Source organism: Streptomyces sp. NPDC057136 (assembly GCF_042670885.1).
Classification (GTDB): Bacteria; Actinomycetota; Actinomycetes; order Streptomycetales; family Streptomycetaceae; genus Streptomyces.
Genome location: NZ_JBHUUV010000010.1, coordinates 19,199 through 42,160, shown reverse-complemented (window position 1 = coordinate 42,160; position 22,962 = coordinate 19,199). Strand labels below are relative to the sequence as shown.

At 71.1% G+C, this 22,962-nt stretch carries 21 protein-coding genes and 1 pseudogene; 15 read left to right on the top strand and 7 right to left on the bottom strand.

What is annotated here, in order from left to right; genetic code table 11:
* Positions 1-8: 8 nt before the first annotated feature.
* Both ACFT7S_RS15010 and ACFT7S_RS15005 read left to right on the top strand, forming a co-directional pair.
* Entirely contained in the window at positions 9-806 is a 798-nt protein-coding gene (locus tag ACFT7S_RS15010; protein WP_382731477.1) for a leucyl/phenylalanyl-tRNA--protein transferase, read from the top strand.
* 65 nt (positions 807-871) lie between these two features.
* Positions 872-1,237, top strand: a complete 366-nt coding sequence (locus ACFT7S_RS15005) for a VOC family protein (protein WP_382731475.1) — start codon at positions 872-874, stop codon at positions 1,235-1,237.
* Between the two features lie 35 nt (positions 1,238-1,272).
* On the opposite strand, the gene ACFT7S_RS15000 is transcribed toward ACFT7S_RS15005, so the two are convergent.
* Together ACFT7S_RS15000 and ACFT7S_RS14995 are read right to left on the bottom strand one after the other, a co-directional pair.
* Positions 1,273-2,424, bottom strand: coding sequence for a hypothetical protein (locus tag ACFT7S_RS15000; protein WP_382731472.1), 1,152 nt, complete (start codon positions 2,422-2,424; stop codon positions 1,273-1,275).
* A 10-nt stretch (positions 2,425-2,434) separates the two neighbouring features.
* On the bottom strand, positions 2,435-3,382 hold the full coding sequence (locus ACFT7S_RS14995) for a winged helix-turn-helix transcriptional regulator (protein ID WP_382731469.1): 948 nt from the start codon (positions 3,380-3,382) through the stop codon (positions 2,435-2,437).
* A 142-nt stretch (positions 3,383-3,524) separates the two neighbouring features.
* On the opposite strand from ACFT7S_RS14995, the gene ACFT7S_RS14990 reads away from it, so the two are divergent.
* Positions 3,525-4,793: an MFS transporter gene (locus tag ACFT7S_RS14990; protein ID WP_382731467.1), complete on the top strand. Its 1,269-nt coding sequence runs from the start codon at positions 3,525-3,527 to the stop codon at positions 4,791-4,793.
* 9 nt (positions 4,794-4,802) lie between these two features.
* Positions 4,803-5,801 carry a 2,3,4,5-tetrahydropyridine-2,6-dicarboxylate N-succinyltransferase gene (gene dapD, locus ACFT7S_RS14985; RefSeq protein ID WP_382731464.1) on the top strand — a complete coding sequence of 333 codons (999 nt, stop codon included), beginning with the start codon at positions 4,803-4,805 and terminating at the stop codon, positions 5,799-5,801.
* A 202-nt stretch (positions 5,802-6,003) separates the two neighbouring features.
* Here dapD and dapA read toward each other — a convergent pair whose 3' ends face one another.
* On the bottom strand, positions 6,004-6,909 hold the full coding sequence (gene dapA, locus ACFT7S_RS14980) for a 4-hydroxy-tetrahydrodipicolinate synthase (RefSeq protein WP_382731461.1): 906 nt from the start codon (positions 6,907-6,909) through the stop codon (positions 6,004-6,006).
* Between the two features lie 145 nt (positions 6,910-7,054).
* Here dapA and ACFT7S_RS14975 point away from each other — a divergent pair, with 145 nt between their 5' ends.
* The 6 genes and pseudogenes from ACFT7S_RS14975 to ACFT7S_RS14950 all read left to right on the top strand — a co-directional run bounded on the left by ACFT7S_RS14975 (position 7,055) and on the right by ACFT7S_RS14950 (position 13,099).
* A complete protein-coding gene (locus ACFT7S_RS14975) occupies positions 7,055-7,714 on the top strand; it encodes a DUF4232 domain-containing protein (RefSeq protein ID WP_382731458.1) in 660 nt (219 codons plus the stop codon).
* Between the two features lie 19 nt (positions 7,715-7,733).
* Positions 7,734-8,516, top strand: coding sequence for an SGNH/GDSL hydrolase family protein (locus tag ACFT7S_RS14970; RefSeq protein ID WP_382731455.1), 783 nt, complete (start codon positions 7,734-7,736; stop codon positions 8,514-8,516).
* A gap of 75 nt (positions 8,517-8,591) precedes the next feature.
* Positions 8,592-9,304: pseudogene (locus tag ACFT7S_RS14965) on the top strand (antibiotic biosynthesis monooxygenase).
* A gap of 78 nt (positions 9,305-9,382) precedes the next feature.
* The gene (locus ACFT7S_RS14960) at positions 9,383-10,879 is read left to right on the top strand and encodes a hypothetical protein (RefSeq protein WP_382731453.1); all 1,497 of its coding nucleotides are present in this window, start codon (positions 9,383-9,385) and stop codon (positions 10,877-10,879) included.
* A 223-nt stretch (positions 10,880-11,102) separates the two neighbouring features.
* Positions 11,103-12,602: an alkaline phosphatase PhoX gene (locus tag ACFT7S_RS14955; protein ID WP_382731450.1), complete on the top strand. Its 1,500-nt coding sequence runs from the start codon at positions 11,103-11,105 to the stop codon at positions 12,600-12,602.
* Between the two features lie 266 nt (positions 12,603-12,868).
* Entirely contained in the window at positions 12,869-13,099 is a 231-nt protein-coding gene (locus ACFT7S_RS14950) for a hypothetical protein (protein WP_073720249.1), read from the top strand.
* Positions 13,100-13,208: 109 nt separating this feature from the next.
* Here the strand turns inward: ACFT7S_RS14950 and ACFT7S_RS14945 are convergent, their stop codons facing one another.
* The 3 genes from ACFT7S_RS14945 to ACFT7S_RS14935 form a co-directional block, all read right to left on the bottom strand.
* Positions 13,209-14,414, bottom strand: coding sequence for a TerD family protein (locus ACFT7S_RS14945; protein WP_382731447.1), 1,206 nt, complete (start codon positions 14,412-14,414; stop codon positions 13,209-13,211).
* Between the two features lie 93 nt (positions 14,415-14,507).
* Entirely contained in the window at positions 14,508-14,738 is a 231-nt protein-coding gene (locus ACFT7S_RS14940) for a hypothetical protein (RefSeq protein WP_382731444.1), read from the bottom strand.
* Between the two features lie 65 nt (positions 14,739-14,803).
* Positions 14,804-15,613 (bottom strand): NAD-dependent epimerase/dehydratase family protein, encoded by an 810-nt coding sequence (locus tag ACFT7S_RS14935; RefSeq protein WP_382731442.1) that lies wholly within the window; start codon positions 15,611-15,613, stop codon positions 14,804-14,806.
* A 279-nt stretch (positions 15,614-15,892) separates the two neighbouring features.
* On the opposite strand from ACFT7S_RS14935, the gene ACFT7S_RS14930 reads away from it, so the two are divergent.
* Positions 15,893-16,927, top strand: a complete 1,035-nt coding sequence (locus ACFT7S_RS14930) for a 5-dehydro-4-deoxyglucarate dehydratase (protein WP_382731440.1) — start codon at positions 15,893-15,895, stop codon at positions 16,925-16,927.
* Complete coding sequence (locus ACFT7S_RS14925; protein WP_382731438.1) at positions 16,924-18,102, top strand: hypothetical protein; 1,179 nt, start codon at positions 16,924-16,926, stop codon at positions 18,100-18,102. Before ACFT7S_RS14930 ends, ACFT7S_RS14925 begins: the two co-directional genes overlap by 4 nt.
* Here the strand turns inward: ACFT7S_RS14925 and ACFT7S_RS14920 are convergent.
* Positions 18,085-19,302, bottom strand: a complete 1,218-nt coding sequence (locus ACFT7S_RS14920; protein ID WP_382731436.1) for an MFS transporter — start codon at positions 19,300-19,302, stop codon at positions 18,085-18,087. The two genes, ACFT7S_RS14925 and ACFT7S_RS14920, sit on opposite strands and share 18 nt — an antisense overlap.
* A 218-nt stretch (positions 19,303-19,520) precedes the next feature.
* Between ACFT7S_RS14920 and ACFT7S_RS14915 the strand changes: the two genes are divergently transcribed.
* The 3 genes from ACFT7S_RS14915 to araD are packed head-to-tail and all read left to right on the top strand — an operon-like array spanning position 19,521 to position 22,836.
* Positions 19,521-20,177: a GntR family transcriptional regulator gene (locus tag ACFT7S_RS14915; protein ID WP_382731434.1), complete on the top strand. Its 657-nt coding sequence runs from the start codon at positions 19,521-19,523 to the stop codon at positions 20,175-20,177.
* A gap of 32 nt (positions 20,178-20,209) precedes the next feature.
* Complete coding sequence (locus ACFT7S_RS14910) at positions 20,210-21,112, top strand: dihydrodipicolinate synthase family protein (protein ID WP_382731432.1); 903 nt, start codon at positions 20,210-20,212, stop codon at positions 21,110-21,112.
* Positions 21,109-22,836: an L-arabinonate dehydratase gene (gene araD, locus ACFT7S_RS14905; RefSeq protein ID WP_382731429.1), complete on the top strand. Its 1,728-nt coding sequence runs from the start codon at positions 21,109-21,111 to the stop codon at positions 22,834-22,836. Before ACFT7S_RS14910 ends, araD begins: the two co-directional genes overlap by 4 nt.
* Positions 22,837-22,962: the final 126 nt, after the last annotated feature.

Below are 22,962 nucleotides of genomic sequence, written 5' to 3'. Positions count from 1 at the left end.
CCACGTGCATGGTGAACCGCTGCGGCTCCTGGGCATCGCTCGACCTCGCGCACGCGCCCGGGAGCGGACCTGTCGCGTTCTGCGGAGATCTGAGTCCGGGGACGGTGCTGGAGGCGTACCGCGCGGGCCTGTACCCCTTCCCCGCACCGGACGCCTACGCGTGCGAGATGAACGAGGCGCTGTTCGAAGCGGAGGTCGACGCCGGGGCGATCGCGGTCGTGGGGGACGGGGAGCGCAATCCCTACGAAGTCGCCTGGTGGTCACCCGACCCTCGGCCCGTCGCGTCTCCCCGTGACATCCACCTCGGGCACAGTCTGACGCGCAGGCTCCGCAACCGGCTGGGCTGGATCACCACGGTCGACCGGGCGTTCTCCCGGGTGCTCGACGAGTGCCGGCGCGGGCGCAGCCCGCAGTGGCTGACGGAGGAACTGCGGCAGAGTCTGATCCTGCTCAACGCACGGCAGTCGGCACACAGCGTGGAGGTCTGGGAGGGCGACGAACTCATCGGTGGGGCGTACGGCATGCAGACCGGGGCGGTCTTCAGCCTGGACTCGATGTTCCACCGGCGCTCCGACGCCTCGAAGGTGGCGATCGCCGATCTTGCGGACCGGCTCGGGGCCGTCGGCGTACGATTGCTCGACGCGCAGTGGGACAGCCCGCAGATCCGGGACATCGGATTCACCCCGGTCCCCAGGGAACGGCATCTGGCCGTGCTGCGGTCGTCCGCCGACGTGCCGTCGCCCCCCGAGGACCCGCTGCCGGCCCGACGACTGTTCCCGGCTCGCGGACTTCTCGGCGGAGGGTGACCGCATTCCGGCCGACCCCGATTCGGAGTGGCGAACGGCCGTGCCCGCCGGGCAGACTGGCGGGCATGGCCGTTCGCTTGTACCACCACGTCGTCGACACTCACGATCTGCCCGCCCTCGCCCGGTTCTGGTGCGCGGTGCTGGACTGGCGGGTCCTCTTCGAGGCCGAGGACGAGATCGTCATCGGCGCCGACGAGTTCGCGTTGCCGGGCATGTGCTTCGTCCCGGTGGCGGAGCCGAAGACCGTCAAGAACCGGTTGCATATCGACCTCACCCCCGACGACCAGGCCACCGAGGTGGAGCGCATCATCGGGCTCGGCGCACGGCGGGTGGACGTCGGACAGGGGGCGGACGTGAGCTGGGTGGTGCTGGCGGACCCGGAGGGCAACGAGTTCTGCGTGCTCAGGCCGAAGCGGTCGCTCCTGGACTGAGAGGCCAAGCCATGGGCCGAGTGGCGCGGGGCCCGTTATCCGCCGTACTGCGGGGTGCCGTCCTGCGGGGGTACGGCGGCGGCCTCGGCGAGGACGGGGCCCAGGTTCTCCGTGCGCATCCGGCGGTCGACGTAGAGCAGGCCGTTCATCAGTTGCGGGAAGGTCGCCGAGATGATCTGGGCGACCATCTGCCCGATCAGCGTCGCCACCAGATAACCGCTCATCGCGATGATCACGGCGGTGGGGCTCGGGTCGGAGTCGAGGTCCGCGGTGGTGATCATGGTCGGGAACATGCCGAGGAACGAGAACGGCATCTGGATGATGTAGGCGGCGACGGCCGTCATGCCGGACGCCAGCAGCGAGATCCCCAACACCCGCCACCAGTCGCCGCGCACCAGCTGGGACGAGCGGCGCATCGCCTCGACGGGACCCTGTCCCTCGAAGACCACGGCCGCCGGGGCCAGCGAGAACCTCACCCAGAGCCAGATCGACACCGGCGCCGTGAGCAGGGCGAACAGTGCGCCGAGCGACATGACGGTGAGGGCGCCGGAACCGCTGTCCAGGGTGATGAAGGCGGTCATCATGGCGATGAAGGCGACAATGACGAGCACGGACGGGACGGCCGCGATCAGACCCGTGAGGAACACGGCGCCGATCATGGCAGGCACGCGCGCCCGGGAGCGCCGCCACACGGTGGCGAAGGTGACCTGTCGGCCCAGTACCGCGTCCTGGAGGATCGCCGGGACGGCCCCGTACATCAGGGCGGACGCCAGCACCATGAGGACGATGCCGAGCAGCGCGACGACACCGAAGGCGGTCAGCAGCGGCACGACGTCGGAGGACGCGGGCTCCTCGTCCACGGAGAGCGACACGAGGCGCTCCAGATGGTCGCCGACGGCTGAGTAGGCGATGGCCAGCGCCGCCGCCATCACGAGTGCGGCTCCGCCGTACAGCGCGAGGCCCATGCCGAACAGCTGCTTCCAGTACCGGCCCATCGTGGCGAAGGCACCGCCCAGCAGGTCCCCCAGCTTCAGCGGTGCGAGGGGTATCACCCCGGGCTTGGGCGGCGGAACCCAGCCGCCCCATCCCGGCGGCCCGGGAGGTCCGCCGTACACGCCCCCGCCGTACGGCGAGCCCCCGAGATGCGCGCCTCCGTATGCGCCGCCCCACCCTGCATCCTGCGACACTGCTTCTCCGTCATGTTGTTGTTCGTACAGTCGTCCGATGTACCGGTCGGGACACCGTAGCGTCCCCCTCCGCCGCTGACCGGCTCGCGCTGTCGCGGACCACCGCAAGCGCTGTTCGCACGCTCGCCTCGATGTCCGCGATCGGGTACAGCGCCTCGCGGACCCTCCGGTCCCGGTCCACGACCAGGGTCAGCCGCTTGAGCCTGCTGACGCCCGCCGCGCGGAACGTGGGCAGGCGCAGCGCCGCCGTCAGGGTGAGTCCGGCGTCGGAGAGCAGCGGGAAGCGCAGCCCCTCCAGGTCCGCGAACGCCCGCTGTTCGTCCGGGCGTTGGGTGGAGACTCCATGCACGGTCGCGCCGGCCGCGGCGAATTCGGCCAGCTGGTCCCGGTACGTACACGATTCGAGCGTGCAGCCGCGCGCGCCCGGGATCTCGCCCCATCCCGGAGGGTAGGCGTCCGCGCGGGCGTACGCACCCGGGAAGCAGTACAGGACGGTGTACGGGGTGTCGGCGACCGGATCTCGCAACTCGCCCTCGTGGTCGAGGAGTTGCAGTTCGGGCAGGCGCGTGCCCACCAGGGCGTGGACCCGTGCGGCCTCCTTGGACGCCTCGCTCGCTGTCGCCATCGTCTCTCCGTCTCCCGACACCCAGGCGTCGCCCCAGTCCTGGAGCGCGATGAGAACAGGCAGCAGGGCGCGGCCGCGTGGGGTGAGCCGGTACTCGTACCGCACCGGCCGGTCCTGGTAGGGGTCGCGGGACAGTACGTCCGCGTCGACCAGGAGCCGCAGCCGCTCGGTCAGCACCTTGCGGGAGACGCCGAGTTCCTGCTGGAGCGCGTCGAAGCGGTGCACCCCACGTGCGGTGTCGCGCACGATCAGCAGGGTCCACCAGTCGCCGACGACGTCGAGGGCCTGGGCGATCGCGCAGTCGGCGTCGGCCAGGCTGGTTCGCTGGGGCATGGCGTCCCTTCTTCCGTCCTGCTTCCTGCTTCATTTCCTGGGGTCGTCTGTATGTGTACTCGGTTGACCTGCGAAAAGCATGCTGCCATAGTCCGTTCCTAAGAGGAACTCACTTGGAGGGCCTCGGGGGAGGGCGGTTCGGATGGGGATGCTGCGGGATGTGCCGAGGACGGTGCGGTTCCTGGCGTTCGGTGCGTTCCTCAACACGGTCGTCAGCTTCACGTTCGTCTATCTGTTCGTGTATCTCACCGGACCGCGCGGCCTGTCCGTCACCCAGGCCGGGGTGATCAGCGGCATCGGCGGAATCGGGCTGGTCGCGGGGAACTTCACCGGCGGCTGGTTCGGCGACCGGTACGGCCACCGCCGGATGCTCCTCCTGGGGGCCTGTGTCAGCGGCGCCGCGCTCGTCACGCTCCCCGTCCTGCCGGTCGCCGGCCTGTACGCGGTCCTGCCGCTCACCCAGTACGCCTCCGGGGTCGTACGCGCCGCGAACGCCGCACTCGTCGCGGTCTCCGTCCCCGAAGGGAGCCGCGGGCAGAGCTTCGCCCTCACGCGGTTCGCGTCGAACGGCGGCTTCACCGTCGGGCCGCCGCTCGGAGCGCTGGTCGCCGCCCGTTTCTCGTACGACTGGCTCTTCCTCGCCGACGGTCTCGGTACGCTGCTCTTCGCCGCGTATACGGCCAAGGTCCTCCCGGCCCGCGGGACCGCCCACAGCCGGCCCTCGCACGACCCGGCAGCCCCCGCGCTGCGGCGCGAACTGCTGGCCAGGCCGGCCGTGCTGGTTCTGCTGGCCGCGATCGTCTGTGTCGACCTCGTCTACCGGCAGCTGTATTCAACGCTGCCCGTCTTTCTCGCCGACCAGGGCCGGAGCACCCAGTTCTACGGCTGGCTGCTCGCCATCAACGGCGGCGTCATCCTCTGCCTCGAACTGCCCGCGGCCCACGCGCTGCGCAATCGGGCGCCGCTGAGCATCGTGGGAACCGGCCTGCTGCTCGTGGGCGCCGGCTACGCCGTGCTGATCCCCGGCGCCGGCGCGCTGTTCGCCGTCACCATGATGGTGTCGCTCACCGCGGGGGAGATCCTCTACAAGACCACCGCCACCGCGTACGTCGCCGACCAGGCGCCCGCCCACGCGCAGGGCAGCTTCCAGAGCCTGTACGCGGGTGTCTCGATCAGCGGCCAGGTGCTCGCGCCGCCGCTCGGAGGCGCGCTGTACGCGGCCGCGCCCGCACTGCTCTGGCCGGTCTGCGCGGTGCTTGCGGGCGGGGCGGGGGCGGCCGTACTGGCAGCGAGGCGGCTGCGCGAACCCGGAAAGCCCGTACAGACCGGTGCGCCGGGCGGGCCGCCGGGCGGGCCCGTCCGGCGGCCGGACGCTGAGACCGGTTCGCCCGCGCGGCCCCCGGCCGGTTAGGTTTTGGTCATGACCGACACGACTTCCCAGGGTTCCCCCCGCACCACCGGCGCCGTCGCCGCCGGCCTCGCCACCATCGCCGGTGACGGCACCGTCCTCGACACCTGGTTCCCCGCCCCCGAGCTGGCGGCCGAGCCCGGCCCGGCCGGTACGCAGCGCCTGACGGCGGACGAGGCCGTGAACCGGCTCGGCGAGGCCGCGGCCAGGGCCATCGGCGTGGACGCCCGCCGCGGTGTGGAGGTCGTGGCCGTCGCCACGGTCATCTCCTCGCTGGACGACAAGCCGCTCGACGCGCACGACGCGTACCTGCGTCTGCACCTGCTTTCCCACCGGCTCGTCCAGCCGCACGGGCAGAACCTCGACGGGGTCTTCGGCCTCCTCGCCAACGTCGCCTGGACCTCGCTCGGTCCGGTCGCCGTCGACGAGCTGGAGAAGGTCCGGCTGAACGCCCGCGCCGACGGTCTGCACCTCCAGGTGACCTCGGTGGACAAGTTCCCGCGGATGACGGACTACGTCGCGCCCAAGGGCGTACGGATCGCCGACGCCGACCGTGTCCGGCTCGGTGCGCACCTCGCGTCCGGTACGACCGTCATGCACGAGGGCTTCGTCAACTTCAACGCGGGCACGCTCGGCACCTCGATGGTCGAGGGCCGCATCTCCGCGGGCGTCGTCGTCGGCGACGGCTCCGACATCGGTGGCGGCGCGTCCACGATGGGCACCCTCTCCGGTGGCGGCAACGTCCGCATCACGATCGGCGAGCGCTGCCTGGTCGGCGCGGAGGCAGGCGTCGGCATCGCGCTGGGCGACGAGTGCGTCGTCGAGGCCGGGCTGTACGTCACGGCGGGTACGCGCGTCACGATGCCCGACGGCCAGGTCGTCAAGGCCCGCGAGCTCTCCGGCGCCTCGAACATCCTCTTCCGCCGCAACTCGGTCACGGGCACCGTCGAGGCCCGCCCGAACAACGCGGTGTGGGGCGGCCTCAACGAGATCCTGCACCACCACAACTAAGGCGACGAGCGGTATCTGGCACCGGTCGCGGCCGGCAGTCGTTTGTCCTCAATCGCCGGACGGGCTTGAAATGCCGAGCTGGTCCGGCGATTTGAGGGTAGGCGCCCTGCGCCACCGGGGCACCAGGGTGGCGACGACCCCCAGCATGACGTTCCCCTCCGTGCCGGAGCACACCCGGTGACGTTCGTGACGTTCCGGGGGCTCAGGGCCTCTCGGCGAGCGTAGCGGCGAGCAGCCTTTCGTGGGCCCCTCGCAGGGCGTCGGCCGCCTCATCGCCGGCGGGCTGCAAGGGTTCGCGGACCGGGCCCGTGGGCAGCAGGGTCTTTGCCGTTACGGTGCCGGGGAGTCCGGATGCCATCATCAACTCGACCAGTTCGATGGTGAGTTCGTTGAGGTGGGCGGCCCCGGCGGTGTCCCCCGTGTCGAAGGCGTCCAGTACGGCCCGCATCTGGCGCGGTGCCACATTGGCGACCGTGCTCACATAGCCCGCGCCGCCCAGCGCGTACAGCGGTAGGTTCAGTTCCTCGCATCCCGAGTAGTAGGCGAGCGAGGTCCTCGACATCACCTTCGTGGCGGCGAGCAGGTCGTAGCTGCAGTCCTTGACCGCCACGATGCGGGGGTGCTCCGCGAGCCGCAGCAGGGTTTCCGGTTCGATCCTGGTGCCCGTGCGGCCGGGGATGTCGTACACCATCAGTGGGATGCCGACGGCGTCCGCGACGCGGGAGAAGTACGTCTCCACGGCGGCCTGCGGCGGCCGGCTGTAGTACGGCGTCACCACCAACAGGCCGTCGGCGCCCGCCTCTTCGGCCTCCCGTGCCAGCCGCAGCGTATGCCGGGTGTCCGGGCTGCCGACGCCCGCGACGAGCGGGACCGCCTTGCCGACCGTTTCCCGTACCGCCCGCAGCAGTGCGGTCTTCTCGGCGTCGGTCGTGGTCGGTGACTCGCCCGTCGTGCCACTGAGTACGAGCCCGTCGCACCCCTCGGCGACCAGCCGGGAGGCATGCTGCCGGGCGGTGTCCAGGTCCAGGTCACCGGTGGCGGTGAAAGGCGTGATCATGGCGCAGAGGGCGCGGCCGAAGGGTGGGGGAGTGGTGGTGTCGGCTGTCATGTCCGCATTGTCGGTGGTCGGACCGTGAAGGTCTACTTAGTTCTGCTTCGGGTGACGGTGTAGATGTGCTGAAGAGTTCCTGTAGCGCGCTGCCGTGTCTGGCATGATCGAACGCACGAACGGCAGGCCGACGCGGGGCGGACGTATGGCAGCATGCAAGCGGGTACGCGGACCGGTCTCGGCGGTCCTGTTCACCGCAGGCGCGCTGGTCCTCTCGGGCTGTGCCGGGTTCCTCGTCCCGGCGGGCGAGGGTGAGCCCGGGCCGACGCCGATCCCGGCGAGCACCACGGCCCCGCCCGCGAGCATCGAGCTGCCCTCCGCGCCGCCCGCGGCCGACGTCCCCGCGCAGGGGCAGGGTCCCTCACCCACCCCCACCGTGCAGGGCGACTGCCCCGCATCCGGTGTGCTCGTGGACATGGGGGAGGTGCAGACGGCGATGTTCCACCGGGCCGTCGTTCTCACCCTCACCAACTGCGGCGAGAAGCCGTACCCCGTCAGCGGTTACCCGTCGGTCCAGGCCCTGGGCGAGGAAGGCGAGCGGCTCCCGGTGAAGGTCAATCCGGGCGGCTCGTACTTCGGCGGCGACCCGGGCACCGCGGCGGTCACGCTGAAGCCGGGCGGCACCGTGCACTCGACCCTCGCCTGGGTGTCCACGCAGGAGGGCGGCGACCTCATCGAGGGCGACGCGCTGGAGATCGCCGCCGCCCCGGACACGGGCGCCCGGGTCTTCCCCCTGGTGGGGCACGACATCCGGCTGATGGACGAGCTGAACATGACTGCCTGGCGCGTGCAGGAATCCAACTGACCCCAAGGAGGGTCCGGGCGTGACGAACAGACGCACCTTCACCCGGTACGTGGCCGTCGGCGACAGTCAGACGGAAGGGCTCGGAGACGGCGACGACCTCCGTGGTCATCGCGGCTTCGCCGACCGCCTCGCGGACATCCTGGCCGACGGCGACCCCGAACTGCTCTACGCCAACCTCGCGGTACGGGGCAGGCTCGCCGCCCGGGTGAAGGCGGAACAGCTGGAGCCCGCCCTCGCGCTGCGGCCCGATCTCGTCACCGTCGTGGCGGGGATGAACGACCTCCTGCGCCCCGGCTTCGACGCTGCACGGATCGCCGCCGACCTGGAGGAGATGTTCGCCGCGCTGACCGCGTCCGGCGCCACGGTGGTCACCGTGACCTTCCCCGACATCGGCCGCATCTCACCCCTGGCCCGGCGAGCCGTGCCCCGGGTCCTCGACCTCGACGCCCGGATCAGGGAGGCCGCGGCCCGGCACGGCGCCCTCGTCCTCGACACCTTCCCGCAGGCCGCCACGGTGGACCCCCGCCTCTGGAGCCAGGACCGTTTGCACGCCGCGCCGCTGGGTCACTCCCGTATCGCCTCCGGTATGGCCGACGCGCTCGGTGTGCCCGGACACGACGACTGGGCCGCACCGCTGCCGCCCCTTCCCGCCCGCTCCGTCATCCGCAGGGCGGCCGTGGAGGCGGGCTGGGCGGCGAACTTCCTGGGGCTGTGGGCGGTCCGCCGGATCAGGGGACACTCCTCCGGCGACGGCCGCACGGCGAAGCGCCCCGCGCTGACCCCCGTGCGGATCCTCCCTTGACCTCAAGCGCACTTGACCTACGAGGGTGGTGAACACAGGCGTGCCGCAGGGGCGGGCCGAGAAGGGATCACCGCCATGTCCGTGCAGTTCATCTCCCGGCCCGAACTCACCCGTTCCGACGCCGGGATCGTCAAAGCGAGCACCTGGGACGTCGGCACCCCCGAGCGGCAGCGGCAGACGGTCGACGCCATCCGCAAGGCATGGGGCGGCCGCGACTGGCCGCACCCCGGGCTGCTCTCGTACACCGTCCATACCGGGGAGGACGGCAGGACGCTGCTGCACTACTCGCAGTGGTCCGGCGAGGAGAGCTACCGGGCCTTCGTCGCGAACGGCAGGGACGACCGGAACGCCGACATCGACGCCGCCGTGCCCGGCATCGAGCGGCTCGGGTTGCATGCGTTCGAGCTGTACCGCTCCACGGCGCCGGGGGAGGGCGAGGTACGCGAGCCGGGGGCCGTCGTGATCGTGGACGTCGAGTTCGAAGGGCCCGACCCGGCCCGCCAACGGGAGTGGGTGGACGCGGTGTTCGAGGCGCTGGGCACCGATCCGGCCCCTGCTCCGGGCGGTATCTCCGGCCACTTCCACGTCGGGACGGACGGGACCCGCGTACTCAACTACGCGGAGTGGGAAAGCGCGCAGGCGCACATCGACGCACTCGCCGGGCCCGGTGACGGGGTCGGGTCCCCGACCCCCCAATGGCAGAAGGTGCGGACGTTCCCCGGAGTGACAGGCGGCGGGTGAACCGATACACGCCCGCTTTGAGCATGGTCCCGGGTGGCGAGGAGTGAAGTGCGTCTAGGCTTGGGCGGCCTGAACTCCGTACCCGTCAGGTACGCCCGAGTCGCCCTCCCGAGGAGAACCACCTGATGTCCGCAGAGCGCCCCTCCCTGCCGCCGGTGCGGCTGCACTCCGAGGCCGAGCTGGCACGGGACGCGCTCGCCGCTCCGCTGCTCGCCCGTGCCGTCAGGCTCGCTCGCTGGGCCGGACCCGGGACGCGGGTCGGTGCCGGTGGTGAGCTGGTCGAGGCGCAGCTGCCGGCGGCGGCCGCGCACCTGGGCCTCGACGACGACGAGGACGGTGCCGCGTACGCCAGTGAGGCGTGGCGCCTCGCGGTCGACACCGGGCTCCTCGACGTCGAGGACCCCGCGGACTCCGAGGACGGGGAAGGGGACGGGGACGCGGGCCCGGAAGGCGGAGAGGCGGAGGGCACCGTCACCGTCGGCGAGAGCCTGGCCCTGCTGACCGGCGGCTCCCCGCAGGACGTGCTGGCGATCTGGCTCGACGGCCTGGAGGCCGTGTACGCCGATGCCACCGCGCCGGCCTTCGACGACTTCGCCGACCTCGTCAACGAGGACGGTTCGATCGACTTCGACGCCCTGGACTGGGACCCGGAGGCGGAGGCGGAGTTCCTCGACGGGGTGCTCGGCAATCTGTACCTGCTCACCGTCTCGGACGCCGGTCCCGGTGAGGGACCGCTGCCGCTGCCCGCCCTCGCCGCTTCGATGATCGTGCCCGACGACATGGGAGAGCCCACCGACGACGTCCTGGAGCAGGTGTCGGAGGCGATGATGCGCCTCGACGACCAGTTCCGGGTGCTCGAACCCATCGGCATCGTCGAGTACCGGCCGCTGGACGAGACGCTGCTGACCGAGGAGGGCGACGACGGCGCGCTGCCCGCCGACGAGGAGGACGTCACCCGCTACGGGCTGGTGAAGCTCACCCCCCTCGGCCTGTACGGCATCCGGGCCCGGATGCTGGAGGCGGGCGTGGACGCTCCCGCGATCGGCGACCTCGCGGAGAAGGGGGCCGAGGAGCTCCTCGCGGGCATCGCGTACTACCCCGAGGCCGCCGTCCGCGCCGAGACCGAGCTGTGGCTCGGCCGGCACGGGAGCGCCGGTGCGGTGACGGCCGCGCGCGAGCTGCTGAGCGCCTCGCGCGGTTCCGACGCGGGCGCGCCGCTGCGTCGGCTCCACTGCCAGCAGGCACTCGCCCTGGCCGGTCCCGAGGCGGAGCCTGCCGTGCGCGCTGTGCTCGACGACCCCGAACTGGGCGGTCTCGCGCGGGTCTGGCTCGCGGAACGGGGTGCGGCCGACGTGCCCGCGCCACCGGAGTCGATGATCTTCTGGCTGGCCGTCGACACGATCGCCGCCCAGCTCGACGCCGACGGCGATCTGAACGAACTCCAGGGTCTGGTCGAGGGCCTTTCGGGTCAGCACAGCGGTTTCTTCGACGAGGTGTGGCGGGTGGACCACCCCGGCACGGCGGAGGTCCTGGAGGCGATGGGGCGGCTGCACAGCGACAAGAAGGCGGCGAAGCAAGCGCGGAAGGCGGCGTTCAAGGCGCGGTCGAGGAAGAGCGGCTGACGGCGCGGCAACCCGCGCGGCGTCCTCGCTGCGGGTGTCGGCTCAGGGTGCGGTGGAGTCCCGGGCGCACGGATTCCGGACTCGGCAGGTCACAGGCATCTCTGGCCACAGCCTCACAGGAAGGATGCCGCTCGAAGTCGTTCTTTGTTCAACCTCCGTTGGTGTGAGGGAGGGAGTCTGGGCGCGCAATCCACCCGGCCCGATACCTCACATGGAGTCCGCGATGTCCTTTACTCGCAGGGAATTCACCCGGCAGTCCGCCCTCACCGGTGCGGGTATCGCCCTCACCGGTGCGGTCGGCGCGCTCGCCACCGCGCCCGGCGCCCTCGCCGCCGAGGACCCGGAGCACGGCCGGGGCCACGGCTCCGAGGACGGTCGCGGGCACGGTCACGACAAGTCGCCCGGGTACGGGCCGCTGCTTCCCGACCCCGAGGGCATCCTCGCGCTGCCCGCCGGATTCTCGTACCGGATCGTCACGCACAGCGGTGTCACCACGCTGGAGTCCGGCGAGCCCACCCCCTCCAACCACGACGGCACGGCCGCTTTCGAGGGCCCGCGCGGAGTGACACTGCTCGTCAACAACCACGAGCTCAAGGGCCCCCGCTCCAAATGGAAGTACCCCGTCCCGCTCGCCGACGGCCTGGTCTACGACCCCGCCGCGTCCGGCGGCTGCACGGTCGTCGAGACCCGTAACGACGGCCGCACCGCCGAGTGGGTCGGCATCGCCGGCACCTCCACCAACTGCGCGGGCGGCTCCACCGCCTGGGGCACCTGGCTGACCTGCGAGGAGAACTCGGACAAGGCCGGCCAGAACGGGATGACCAAGGACCACGGTTACGTGTTCGAGGTCGACCCCTACGACCGGCGCGCCAACCGTGACCCGCGGCCCGTCAAGGCGTTCGGCCGGTACGACCACGAGGCGGTCGTCATCGACCCCAGGAGTGGCCACGCCTACCTGACCGAGGACGCCTCCGGCCCCAACGGACTGTTCTACCGCTGGGTCCCGCCGCAGGGCTTCAAGCACGGCCGCGGCAAGCTGCGCACCCTCGCGGACGACGCCGGTGTCCTCCAGGCCACCAAGTGCTTCGACCGTAACGGCATGTTCGTCGACGACCTGTCCCGTGCCACGAAGATCGGCACGGTGTACGGCGTGGACTGGGTCGACGTACCCGACCGCGACGCGAAGACCGTCCCCGTGCGCAAGCAGTTCGGCCAGCTGGACGTCACCCGGGCCCGCAAGCTCGAAGGCATGTGGTGGGCCGACGGCGGCGCGTACCTCGTCTCTTCGTACGCCCGCGAGGAGAGCCCCGTCGAGCACGACGGACAGGTCTGGTTCTACGACCCCAAGCGCCGCACGCTGACCCTGAAGGTGCTCCTCGGCATCAACCCCGACCCGTCCAAGGACGGCGCCTTCGACAGCCCGGACAACATCACCGTCTCGCCGTACGGCGGTCTCGTCATCGCCGAGGACGGCGAAGGCATCTCGCACCTCTTCGGTGCGACGGAGAACGGCCGGACGTACCCGATCGCGCGCAACGACCTCAACGTGGGAACGGACGAGGACCCCTCGTACAGCGAGTTCGCCGGAGTCACCTTCTCGCCCGACGGGAAGACGCTCTTCGCGAACATCCAGACGCCCGGAATCCTGCTCGCCATCACCGGGCCCTGGAAGCGTCAGCCGAACCGGCCCGGCGCCGCGTCGGGCAGCACGACGTCGGACTGATCGTCACGGAAAGTCGGCGTGCGCATACAGCCCGTGGTGACGCTGTGGGGGAGGCCGACGTGGGGGTCGGCCGCGCCCCGTCGAGAAGCGAGAACCGCCACACCTTCGGGGGGCGTTCCCGGGCGGCATTCCGGATAGCGCCCCTGGTGGCAGCGGGCAGAAGCCGTGCTGGGCACCGGAACGGCTGATTACGAATCCGGCACTACTGCGCCCCCAGGAGTGGTCGGGCATGGCGTCGGACGCTCGCAAGGCGCATACTCAAGGTAATGAAACAGTCAGCCGGTTCCCGGCGTCACCTGCCTTCCAGTCCCTTCAACCGCCCGGCCCAGGCGGCCCCACCGGTCGAATGTTTCGATGTGGGCGACAGGGTGTCGCACGACCAGTTCGGGCTCGGCAGAATCCTCGCTGTCGAGGGCGACAACGATGCGGTCCTCATCGACTTCTCTGGGCGACAGGGGAGGATTCTGAGCCCGTACTCCAAGCTGACCAAGCTCTGAGAAGGATCACGAGCTCATACAGCGTCCGCCTGGAGAATCTCCGGACCCGGGGCACCTGAGAGTCATCAGGTGCCCCGGAAGCCGTTTCCGGGCTTTGCCCGTCGCCGTGTTACAGGGACTTGGCGGCGGGCTTCACCATGCCCCGGACCGTGCGCGACTTCACGAACTCGCCCATGCCCGTCATCTCCCACTCGCCGGAGAACTGCTTGATCAGCTTGGCCATCAGCACGCCGGTCTGCGGCTCCGCGTCGGTCAGGTCGAAGCGGACCAGCTCCTCGCCGGTCGCCGCGTCGATCAGCCGGCAGTACGCCTTGGCGACCTCGGTGAACTTCTGGCCGGTGAACGAGTTGACCGTGAAGACCAGACCGGTCGCCTCGGCGGGGATGCGGCCCAGGTCCACGACGATCACCTCGTCGTCACCCGCGCCCTCGCCCGTGAGGTTGTCGCCGGAGTGCTTGATCGCGCCGTTCAGGATGGAGAGCTTGCCGAAGTAGCAGCTGTCCAGGTGATTTCGGTTGGGGCCGTAGGCGATGACGGAGGCATCGAGGTCGATGTCCTTGCCGCGGAACGCCGGCTCCCAGCCGAGGCCCATCTTGACCTGGGAGAGCAGCGGCTTGCCGCCCTTGACGAGGGAGACCGTCTGGTTCTTCTGGAGGCTGACGCGGCCCTTGTCCAGGTTGATCTTGCCGGAGCCCGCGGGTGCCGGTGCGGCGGCAGGCGGGGCGGGCGGAGCCGCCGGGGCCGGGGGCACGATCCGCGGGTCGGCGGGGGCGGCCTGCGGGACCGGCGGGGCGGGGGCGGCGGCCGGGGCGGGCTCCTCCACCGAGACGCCGAAGTCCGTGGCGATGCCCGCCAGCCCGTTCGCGTAGCCCTGGCCGACGGCGCGGGCCTTCCAGGCGCCGTTGCGCAGATAGATCTCGATGACCACGAGCGCTGTCTCGGCGCCCAGCCGGGGCGGTGTGAAGGTGGCGAGCGCGGTGCCGTCGTCCGCGTTGCGCACGGTGGCGGTGGGCTCGATGCCCTGGAAGGACTGGCCTGCGGCATCGGGGCTCGCGGTGACGACGACCTTCTCGATGCCGGGCGGGATCGCCGTGGTGTCCACCACGATCGCGTCGGGCGCCGAGCCGCCGCCGGACCGATAGGTCACGCCGGAGCCCGAGGGCTGGTTGTAGAAGATGAAGTCGTCGTCGGAGCGCACCTTGCCATCGGCGGTGAGCAGCAGGCCCGAGACGTCGAGGCGCACGGGAGCGGCGACGTCCACCGCCACGCGGGCGGCGGAGAGAGGGATGTTCGAGCCGGGGGTCATTGCGGTCATGCACGGGGTAACGAACGACCCCGCTTTGCCGTTCCCTTACCTTAGGCCGACCGGCAACGGGGTCGGTCTTGGCCGCGCCTGCTCCGCACGGGTTCAGCGACCGCCCCGCTGGTTGCGGGGGTGGTTGCGGGCGGCGCGTTCGTTGCCGTGCTTGTACGCCCCGGTCCAGCGGGCCATGACCAGTTGGGCGTCTCCCGCGGTCACCTCGGTCAGGAACTTCTCCGCCCGGCCCCCGCGCAGGGTGCCCGCCGGACGGCCGTGGTGGGTGATCGTGACGCTCGCGTCGGCGTGCTGCTCGTACAGGAATCCGGAAGGCTTCGGCATGGCCCGCATGATGCCCGCGCGTGCGGCGGAGTGTCACCGGAATTTCGGCCCGCCCGGGCTTCAGGTCAGTGGGGCCAGATCGGCGGGTCGGTGACGAAGTGGCCGCCGATGTGGGCGTGCTCCGGCTTGGCGGGGTCCAGTTCGCCCTGTTCGGCGAGGAGTTTGTCCGCGTACGGCTCGGAATCGTCCTGCGGCTCGTACCCCAGGGACCGGGCCGTGCTCAGGTCCCACCACAGACGCGTGTTGTCCGACGAGCCGTAGACGACGGTGTGCCCGACGTCCTCGGCGGTGAGTGCGGCGTGGAAGAGCCGGGCGGCGTCGGCGGGGCTCATCCAGACCGACAGCATCCGCACCGAGGTGGGCTCCTCGAAGCACGAGCCGATGCGCACGGACACGGTCTCCATGCCGTGCCGGTCCCAGTAGAGCTGGGCGAGGTCCTCGCCGAAGGACTTGGAGAGACCGTAGAAGGTGTCCGGGCGGCGGGTGATACCGACCGGGATCAGCGGGTCGCCGGGGAGCGGGCGCGGGGTGTAGCCGATGGCGTGGTTGGACGAGGCGAACACCATGCGGCGCACGCCCTCTTCGCGCGCGGCCTCGTAGAGGTTGTACGTCCCCTCGATGTTCGCGCGCAGAATCTTGTCGAAAGACGCTTCCAGGGAGATGCCCGCGAGGTGGATGATCGCGTCGACGCCCCGCGCGGCCTCGCGGAGCGCGTCCTTGTCCCCCAGGTCGGCGACGATCGCGTCCGGTTCGCCCTCGATCGGTACGAGGTCGAGGAGCCGGAGCTCGTAGCCGTACGCAGGGAGCAGGGCACGCATCAGGGTGCCGAGGCCGCCGGCGGCGCCGGTGAGCAGGACGGTACGGGGAGCGGGCATTCGGGGATCTCCTCGGTGCGGTCGCGGACGTGACAGACGCGCGCAACACGTCAAATCCATGGATGACATTCACATGCATGGACAAGCTACGAACGCGTGACGGATCACGTCAAGTGTCTCGTGGAGCGAGTGGGTCCGGAGTGAGTCCGGGGCGAGTCCCTCTCCCGGGTCGGTGTTCCTGTCTTGACCGGCGCAGGGTGGCTGCCTTAGCGTGGCATCGTTCATGAATATGGACGCTAATCATAATTGTGCACGCCTGAACCTGCTCAGGGAGCGCCCGTGACCTCAGCCCCCCTTGCCGCCCGGCTCACCCGAGTCGCCGGGCCGCTCTTCTTCCCCGTTTCCGCGTACGGGCCGGACGGTGCCATCGACCTGACTGCCTTCCGCGCGCATGTGCGCGACGGCATCGACGCCGGTGCGGCTGCGGTTTTCGCGTGCTGCGGCACGGGCGAGTTCCATGCGCTGACCCCGGAAGAGTTCCGGCTTCTCGTCGCCGCGGCGGTCGAGGAGACGGCTGGGCGGGTGCCCGTCGTCGCGGGCGCCGGATACGGCACCGCGCTCGCGATCCAGTACGCGAAGCTCGCCGAGGAGGCGGGTGCCGACGGGCTCCTCGCCCTGCCCCCGTACCTCGTCGTCGCCGGTCAGGAAGGGCTGCTGCGCCACTACACGGCGCTCGCCGCGGCCACCGGTCTTGAGACGATCGTCTACCAGCGCGACAACGCTGTTTTCACCCCGGAGACCGTCGTCGCGCTCGCCCGGACGCCCGGAATCATCGGTCTCAAGGACGGCTTCGGCGACCTCGACCTGATGCAGCGGATCGTCAGTGCCGTACGCACCCAGTCGCCCGGCCAGGACTTCCTGTACTTCAACGGGCTGCCGACCGCCGAACTCACCGGCCTCGCGTACCGGGGCATCGGCGTCGCGCTCTACTCCTCGGCCGTCTTCGCCTTCGCCCCCGATATCGCCCTCGCCTTCTACAGGGCCCTCGATTCGGGCGACGACGAGCTGGTCAACGCCCTGCTCGACCACTTCTACCGGCCGCTGGTCGAACTGCGCGGCAAGGGGCACGGCTACGCCGTCTCGCTGGTGAAGGCGGCCGTCAGGCTCGGGGGACTGGACGTCGGAGAGGTACGCACCCCTCTCACGGAGCCGCCTGCTGCCCACATCGAGGAGCTCGTCGGCATCATCGCGAGCGGACGCGCCCTGCTCGAGACGCGCGGGATCGAGGCGCGCGGGATCGAGGCGCGCGGGATCGAGGCCTCCGGGATCGAGGCCTCCGGGACCGAGGCACACGAGGCGGTGGCGCGCGGGTGAAGACCTCGGCCTTCCTCTACCCCTGGGACGTCGTCGGCGACCCGGACGCCGCTGCGCGCATCGCCGGCCTCGGTGTCCAGCAGGTGACCCTCGCCTCCGCCTACCACTCGACCCGGGCCCTGACCCCGCGCCATCCCGGCCGCCGGATCGTCACCGCCGAGTACGCGGCCGTGCTCTACCCGCCGGACGCGGCGCGCTGGTCGGGGCGCGCGTTGCGGCCCTACGAGCAGTCCTGGGTGCCGGGCGCCGACCCGTACGCGGAGGCGGCGCGGGCGCTGACCGACGTCGGTCTCCAGGTGCACAGCTGGGTCGTCCTCGCGCACAACTCCCGGCTGGGCGCCGAACATCCGGACATCTCGGTGGTCAACGCCTACGGCGACCGCTACCCGTGGGCGCCCTGCATCGCGCAGCCCGCCGTCCGTGCCTACCTGGTGGACCTGGCCGCCGAGGCGGCGGTCCGCGAGGGGACGCTCGGCACCGAGCTGGAGTCCTGCGGCTGGTACGGCTTCGCCCATCTGCACGCCCACGACAAGACCGCGGGTGTCGGCCTGGGGGAGGCGGCGCAGTATCTGATGTCGCTCTGCTTCTGCCCGGACTGCCGGGCCGGATACGGTGAACAGGGCCTGGACGCAGAGGAGTTGAGTGCATCCGTGCGGAGCGCGCTGGAGCCGGTCTGGGCCGGCTCCGCCACCGCCGGAGCGGGCTGGTCCGGAGTCGGTGAGCTTCTCGGTACCGAGCTCGCCGATGCCACCCTCCAGTGGCGCGGCCAGGTCGCCCGTACGCTCCAGGAGTCCGCGGTCGCCGCCGTGCGGGAGGCGGCAGGGGCCGGGTTCCAGGTGCTGCTGCATGCCGACCCCGCCCCGTACCGTACGGGCGCCAACGTGGGTGTCGATGCGCGGCACATCCTGTCCGTCGCCGACGGTGTGGTGCTGCCCTGCACCGGTGGTGACGCGGCGCGCGAGGCGGTCCTCGGGCCGTTCGCGGGCGGGTCCGGTGTGCTGGCCGCCAACTTCGGCGTCGTCTCCGGGATGGGCGGCAGCCCCGGCACACTCGCCAGGGACGCCGCCCACGCGGCCTCGCTCGGTGCCAACCAACTGCGGCTCTACCACGCCGGGCTGGCCTCCGGCCCGGACCTCGAAGCCGTCGCCGACGCGCTCTCACGCGTCGGGCGATGACGGAAGCGGGTCGGTGGGGGTGCCCGTCAGCCACCCCCACCGACCCGTGACCAGCACGGCCGCGGTCAGTAGCCCCGCCGCTCCGGCCAGAGGCAGCAGGACCCGTACATCGGCCACCGCGACCAGTCCCGCGCCGAGCGCCAGCGACACCGCGTTCGGCGCCGTCATCAGGGAGCCCGCGGTGGCCGCCGTGCGTCCCAGGACCGGAGCGGGTGTCTCCCGCTGCACCGCCGTCATCGCGGCGATCAGCACACACGGCAGCCCCACCCCGATCGCCGCGCTCGCCGCCAGGGCCACCGCGTCGCACGGCAGCGCCCTCGCCCCCACCGTCACCGCGAACAGGGCGATCCCGGCCGCCGCGAACACCCGCTCCGGCATCCGCCGCAGCAGCGGACCCGCCAGCAGCCCGACCGCCACGGAACCAGCGCCCTGGGCCGCATACAACACCCCGGTGTACGTGGGGGAGTGGCCCAGTCCCTCGTCCACCACCGCGTAGATCACTGCCCCGTTGAGCCCGGCGAGCAGCATCGTCACGGCCCCGGCGAGCACCAGGGGCCGCAGGACGGCCGAGCCCCGCAGCACGCGCAGGCCGGCCGCCAGATCACCCCGCCGCCATGCTGTCGCCGCCGGGGCGGACGCCCGTACCCGGATCCGGGTGAGGAGCAGCGCGGCCAGGGCGAACGTCACCGCGTCGAGCAGCACCACCACCTCGCCGCCGAAACGTGCGAACAGGCCCGCGCCCGCCAGTGGTGCGAGGAGTTTCATGCCCTCGTTCGCCGTCGTCCGCAGCCCGTTGAAGTCGCCGAGCAGCCGGGCGTCGACCGTCTGCGCGACCAGCGAGGACTCGGCCGCGTCGAGCAGCACCCCGCTCACTCCGTAGAGGACCAGCACGGCGAAGAGCAGCGGGACCCGGTGCGCCGCGCCGGCCAGCGGCAGCGCGGCCAGCAATGCCGCCATGGCCAGATTGACCCGGATCAGCAACGGTTTCCCGGGCATCCGGTCGGCGAGCGCACCGAGGGCCGGTCCGACGAGCACCGGCGCCCACATCGCGAAGACCGTCAGCGCCGCGAGACTGTCCGAGCCGGTGAGGGACTTGACCCAGATGCCGGCGGTGAGCCACATCGCGGAGGTCCCGAAGCCGGAGACGAGGACGCCGGCCAGGCAGAGGGCGGCTGTGCGGTCGCGCAGTACGTCTTTCACTGTGCCGACGCTGGCTTCTAAGGGGCCTCGGCGGCATCGGGCGGATGCCCTAGTTGCGTACCTTCGGCCGCATTGCGTCCTCAACTGCCCCTGGACGGGCCTGATTTTCTTTTGGCAGAAGCGTTGACGAAACATTCGGGGCAGCTCTAGCTTCATCGCGTCGTACTTCGTACGTCATATATGAGACGCGATACGCGAGATGTGAGAGCCCTTCACCCATGACCTTTGCGCCCACCCCGATTCCGTCCCGCACCCAGTACGTGCTGGAGGCGATCAAGCACGCGATCCTCACCGCGCAGCTGAGACCAGGGCAGGCACTGGTGGAGACCGAACTCGCCGCACAGTTCGGGGTGTCCAAGACCCCGGTGCGGGAGGCCCTGAAGACGCTGGCCGGTACCGGGCTCGTCGTCATGAGTCAGTACAAGGGCGCCACCGTACGGCTCGTCGACGCGACCATGGCCCGCGAGGTGTACGACGTACGGCTCCTCCTGGAGCCCGAGGCGCTGCGCCGCTCGATCGCCCGCAAGGGTTCGCTCGACGAGGCCCAAGAGGCCCTGGAGCGGGCCGACTCGGCGCAGGACAAGGCCGAACGCTCCCTGGCCAACCGGGACTTCCACCGGGCGCTCTACCTGCCCTGTGGAAACCCGCTGCTCGCGCGGATGCTCGACGAGATCCGCGATCAGGCCGCCCTCGTGTCGACCGTCGCCTGGTCGGCCATTCCGACCTGGGAGCGGGAGGCGGCCGAGCACCGGGAGATCCTGCGGCTCGCGCTCGCCGCCGACGCCGCGGCGGCGGCCGGGGCTCTGCACGACCACATCGCGTCGTTCGTGCGCCGCGCCTTCCCCGACGACGTAGACGGGGGTGACGCGGCGTGAACCACCAGCACACAGACGAAAGGCGTGTCCGCATGGACCTCACTCCGCTGAAGGCGGCCCTCGCAGATGTCGTGGCCATCCCGGTGACCCCGTTCGCCGAGGACGGGACCATCGACACGACGGCGCACCGCGCCCTGCTGCGACGGCTGCTCGACGGCGGCGTCCGCATCCTCACCCCGAACGGCAACACCGGGGAGTTCTATGCGCTCACGCCCGACGAGCGGCGGGCCGTCACCGAGCTGACCATCGACGAGACGGGCGGCCGCGCCACCGTCCTGGTGGGCGTCGGACACGACGTGCCGACCGCCGTCGCCGCCGCGCGGCACGCCAGTGACGCCGGCGCCGAGATGGTGATGGTGCACCAGCCGGTGCACCCGTACGTCTCGCAGGACGGCTGGATCGACTACCACCGGGCCATCGCCGAAGCCGTACCCGAACTCGGCGTCGTCCCGTACATCCGCAACCCGCTGCTCGGCGGCGAGGCGCTGAGCGCTCTCGCCGACAGCTGCCCCAACGTCATCGGCGTGAAGTACGCCGTGCCGGACGCGGCCCGCTTCGGTGCCTTCGCCCGGGACGCAGGCCTTGAACGCTTCGTCTGGGTCGCGGGCCTCGCCGAGCTGTACGCCCCTTCCTACTTCGCCACCGGCGCCACCGGCTTCACCTCCGGCCTCGTCAACGTCGCCCCCGGCGTCTCGCTGACGATGCTGGAGGCCCTGCGGGCCGGGGACTACGCGGCGGCGATGAAGGTCTGGGAGCAGATCCGCCGTTTCGAGGAACTGCGCGCCGACCGGCAGTCCGCCAACAACGTGACGGTCGTCAAGGAGGCCCTGGCCTCGCTCGGGCTCTGCCGCCGCGATGTCCGCGCACCCAGCAGGGTGCTGCCCGAGGCGCAGCGCGCCGAGGTCGCCGACCAGGTCGCCGGGTGGTCCGTATGACCGCTCGCCTCACCTCCGAGGAACTGCGCAGCCACCAGTGGTACGGCACGGACGGGCTCCGCTCGTTCAGCCACCGTGCCCGCACCCGTCAGCTCGGCTACCTCCCGGAAGAGCACCTGGGCAAGCCGGTCATCGCGATCCTCAACACCTGGTCCGACATCAATCCCTGCCACGTCCATCTGCGCGACCGCGCGCAGGCGGTCAAGCGGGGGGTCTGGCAGGCGGGCGGCTTCCCGCTCGAATTCCCGGTCTCCACCCTCTCGGAGACCTTCCAGAAGCCGACCCCCATGCTCTACCGCAACATGCTGGCGATGGAGACCGAGGAGCTGCTGCGCTCCTATCCGGTCGACGGTGCCGTGCTGCTCGGGGGCTGCGACAAGTCGACGCCCGCGCTGCTGATGGGCGCCGCGTCCGTCGACCTGCCGACCGTGTTCGTCCCCGCGGGTCCGATGCTGCCGGGCCACTGGCGCAACGAGGTCCTGGGCTCCGGCACGGACATGTGGAAGTACTGGGACGACAAGCGGGCCGGGCTCATCGGTGACTGCGAGATGGCCGAGCTGGAGAACGGGCTGGCCCGTTCGCCCGGCCACTGCATGACGATGGGCACGGCGTCGACGCTGACGGCCGCCGCCGAGGCGCTGGGCGTCACGGTGCCGGGTGCCTCGTCCATCCCGGCCGTCGACTCCGGTCACGACCGGATGGCGGCGCAGTCGGGCATCCGGATCGTCGAACTGGTCTGGCAGCAGCTGACCTTGTCGAAGATCCTCACGGCGCAGGCGTACGAGGACGCCGTCGCCACGGTCCTCGCGCTCGGCGGTTCCACCAACGCCGTCATCCATCTGATCGCCATGGCGGGCCGCTCCGGGGTGAAGCTCACCCTGGACGACTTCGACCGCATCGCCCGTACCGTGCCGGTGCTCGCCAACCTCCGCCCCGGCGGGAAGTACCTGATGGAGGACTTTCACTTCGCCGGCGGGCTGCCCGGATTCCTGGCCCGCCTCACCGACGTACTGCATCTGGACCGTCCCACCGTCTCGCACACCTCGATGCGCGAGCAGCTCGACGGGGCGCTCGTGCACGACGCGGACGTCATCCGGGAGCGGGACAACCCGCTCGCCGAGGAGGGCGGCGTGGCGGTGCTGCGTGGCAACCTCTGCCCGGACGGCGCGGTCATCAAGCACATCGCCGCCGAGCCGCACCTGCTGCGTCACACCGGTCCGGCGGTCGTCTTCGACGACTACAAGGAGATGCAGCGCACCATCAACGACCCGGCCCTGGCCCTCACGGCCGACCACGTGCTGGTGCTCCGCAACGCCGGACCCAAGGGCGGTCCCGGGATGCCGGAGTACGGCATGCTGCCGATCCCCGACTACCTGCTGAAGCAGGGTGTGCGGGACATGGTGCGGATCTCCGACGCCCGGATGAGCGGCACCAGTTACGGGGCGTGCGTGCTGCACATCGCACCCGAGTCGCACGTCGGCGGGCCACTCGCCCTCGTCCGTACCGGTGACGCGATCACCCTGGACGTCGGGGCACGCCTGCTCCACCTCGATGTGTCAGAGGAGGAGCTGACGCGCCGCCGCGCCGAGTGGACACCGCCGCCCAACCGGTACGGGCGCGGTTACGGGGCGCTCTACCAGGACCAGATCACCCAGGCCGACACCGGCTGCGACTTCGCCTTCCTGGCCCGGCAGGGAGACGTGCCCGACCCCTACGCCGGCTGAACCGCCGCAGAGAATTCCTGCGCACCGCGTTGTTCGGCAGGCCGAACGACATGCGGGAAGCGCTTGCGCACAACATGCACCACGCGCACCACATGCACCGCACGCACCACACCCGCAGACCGCACA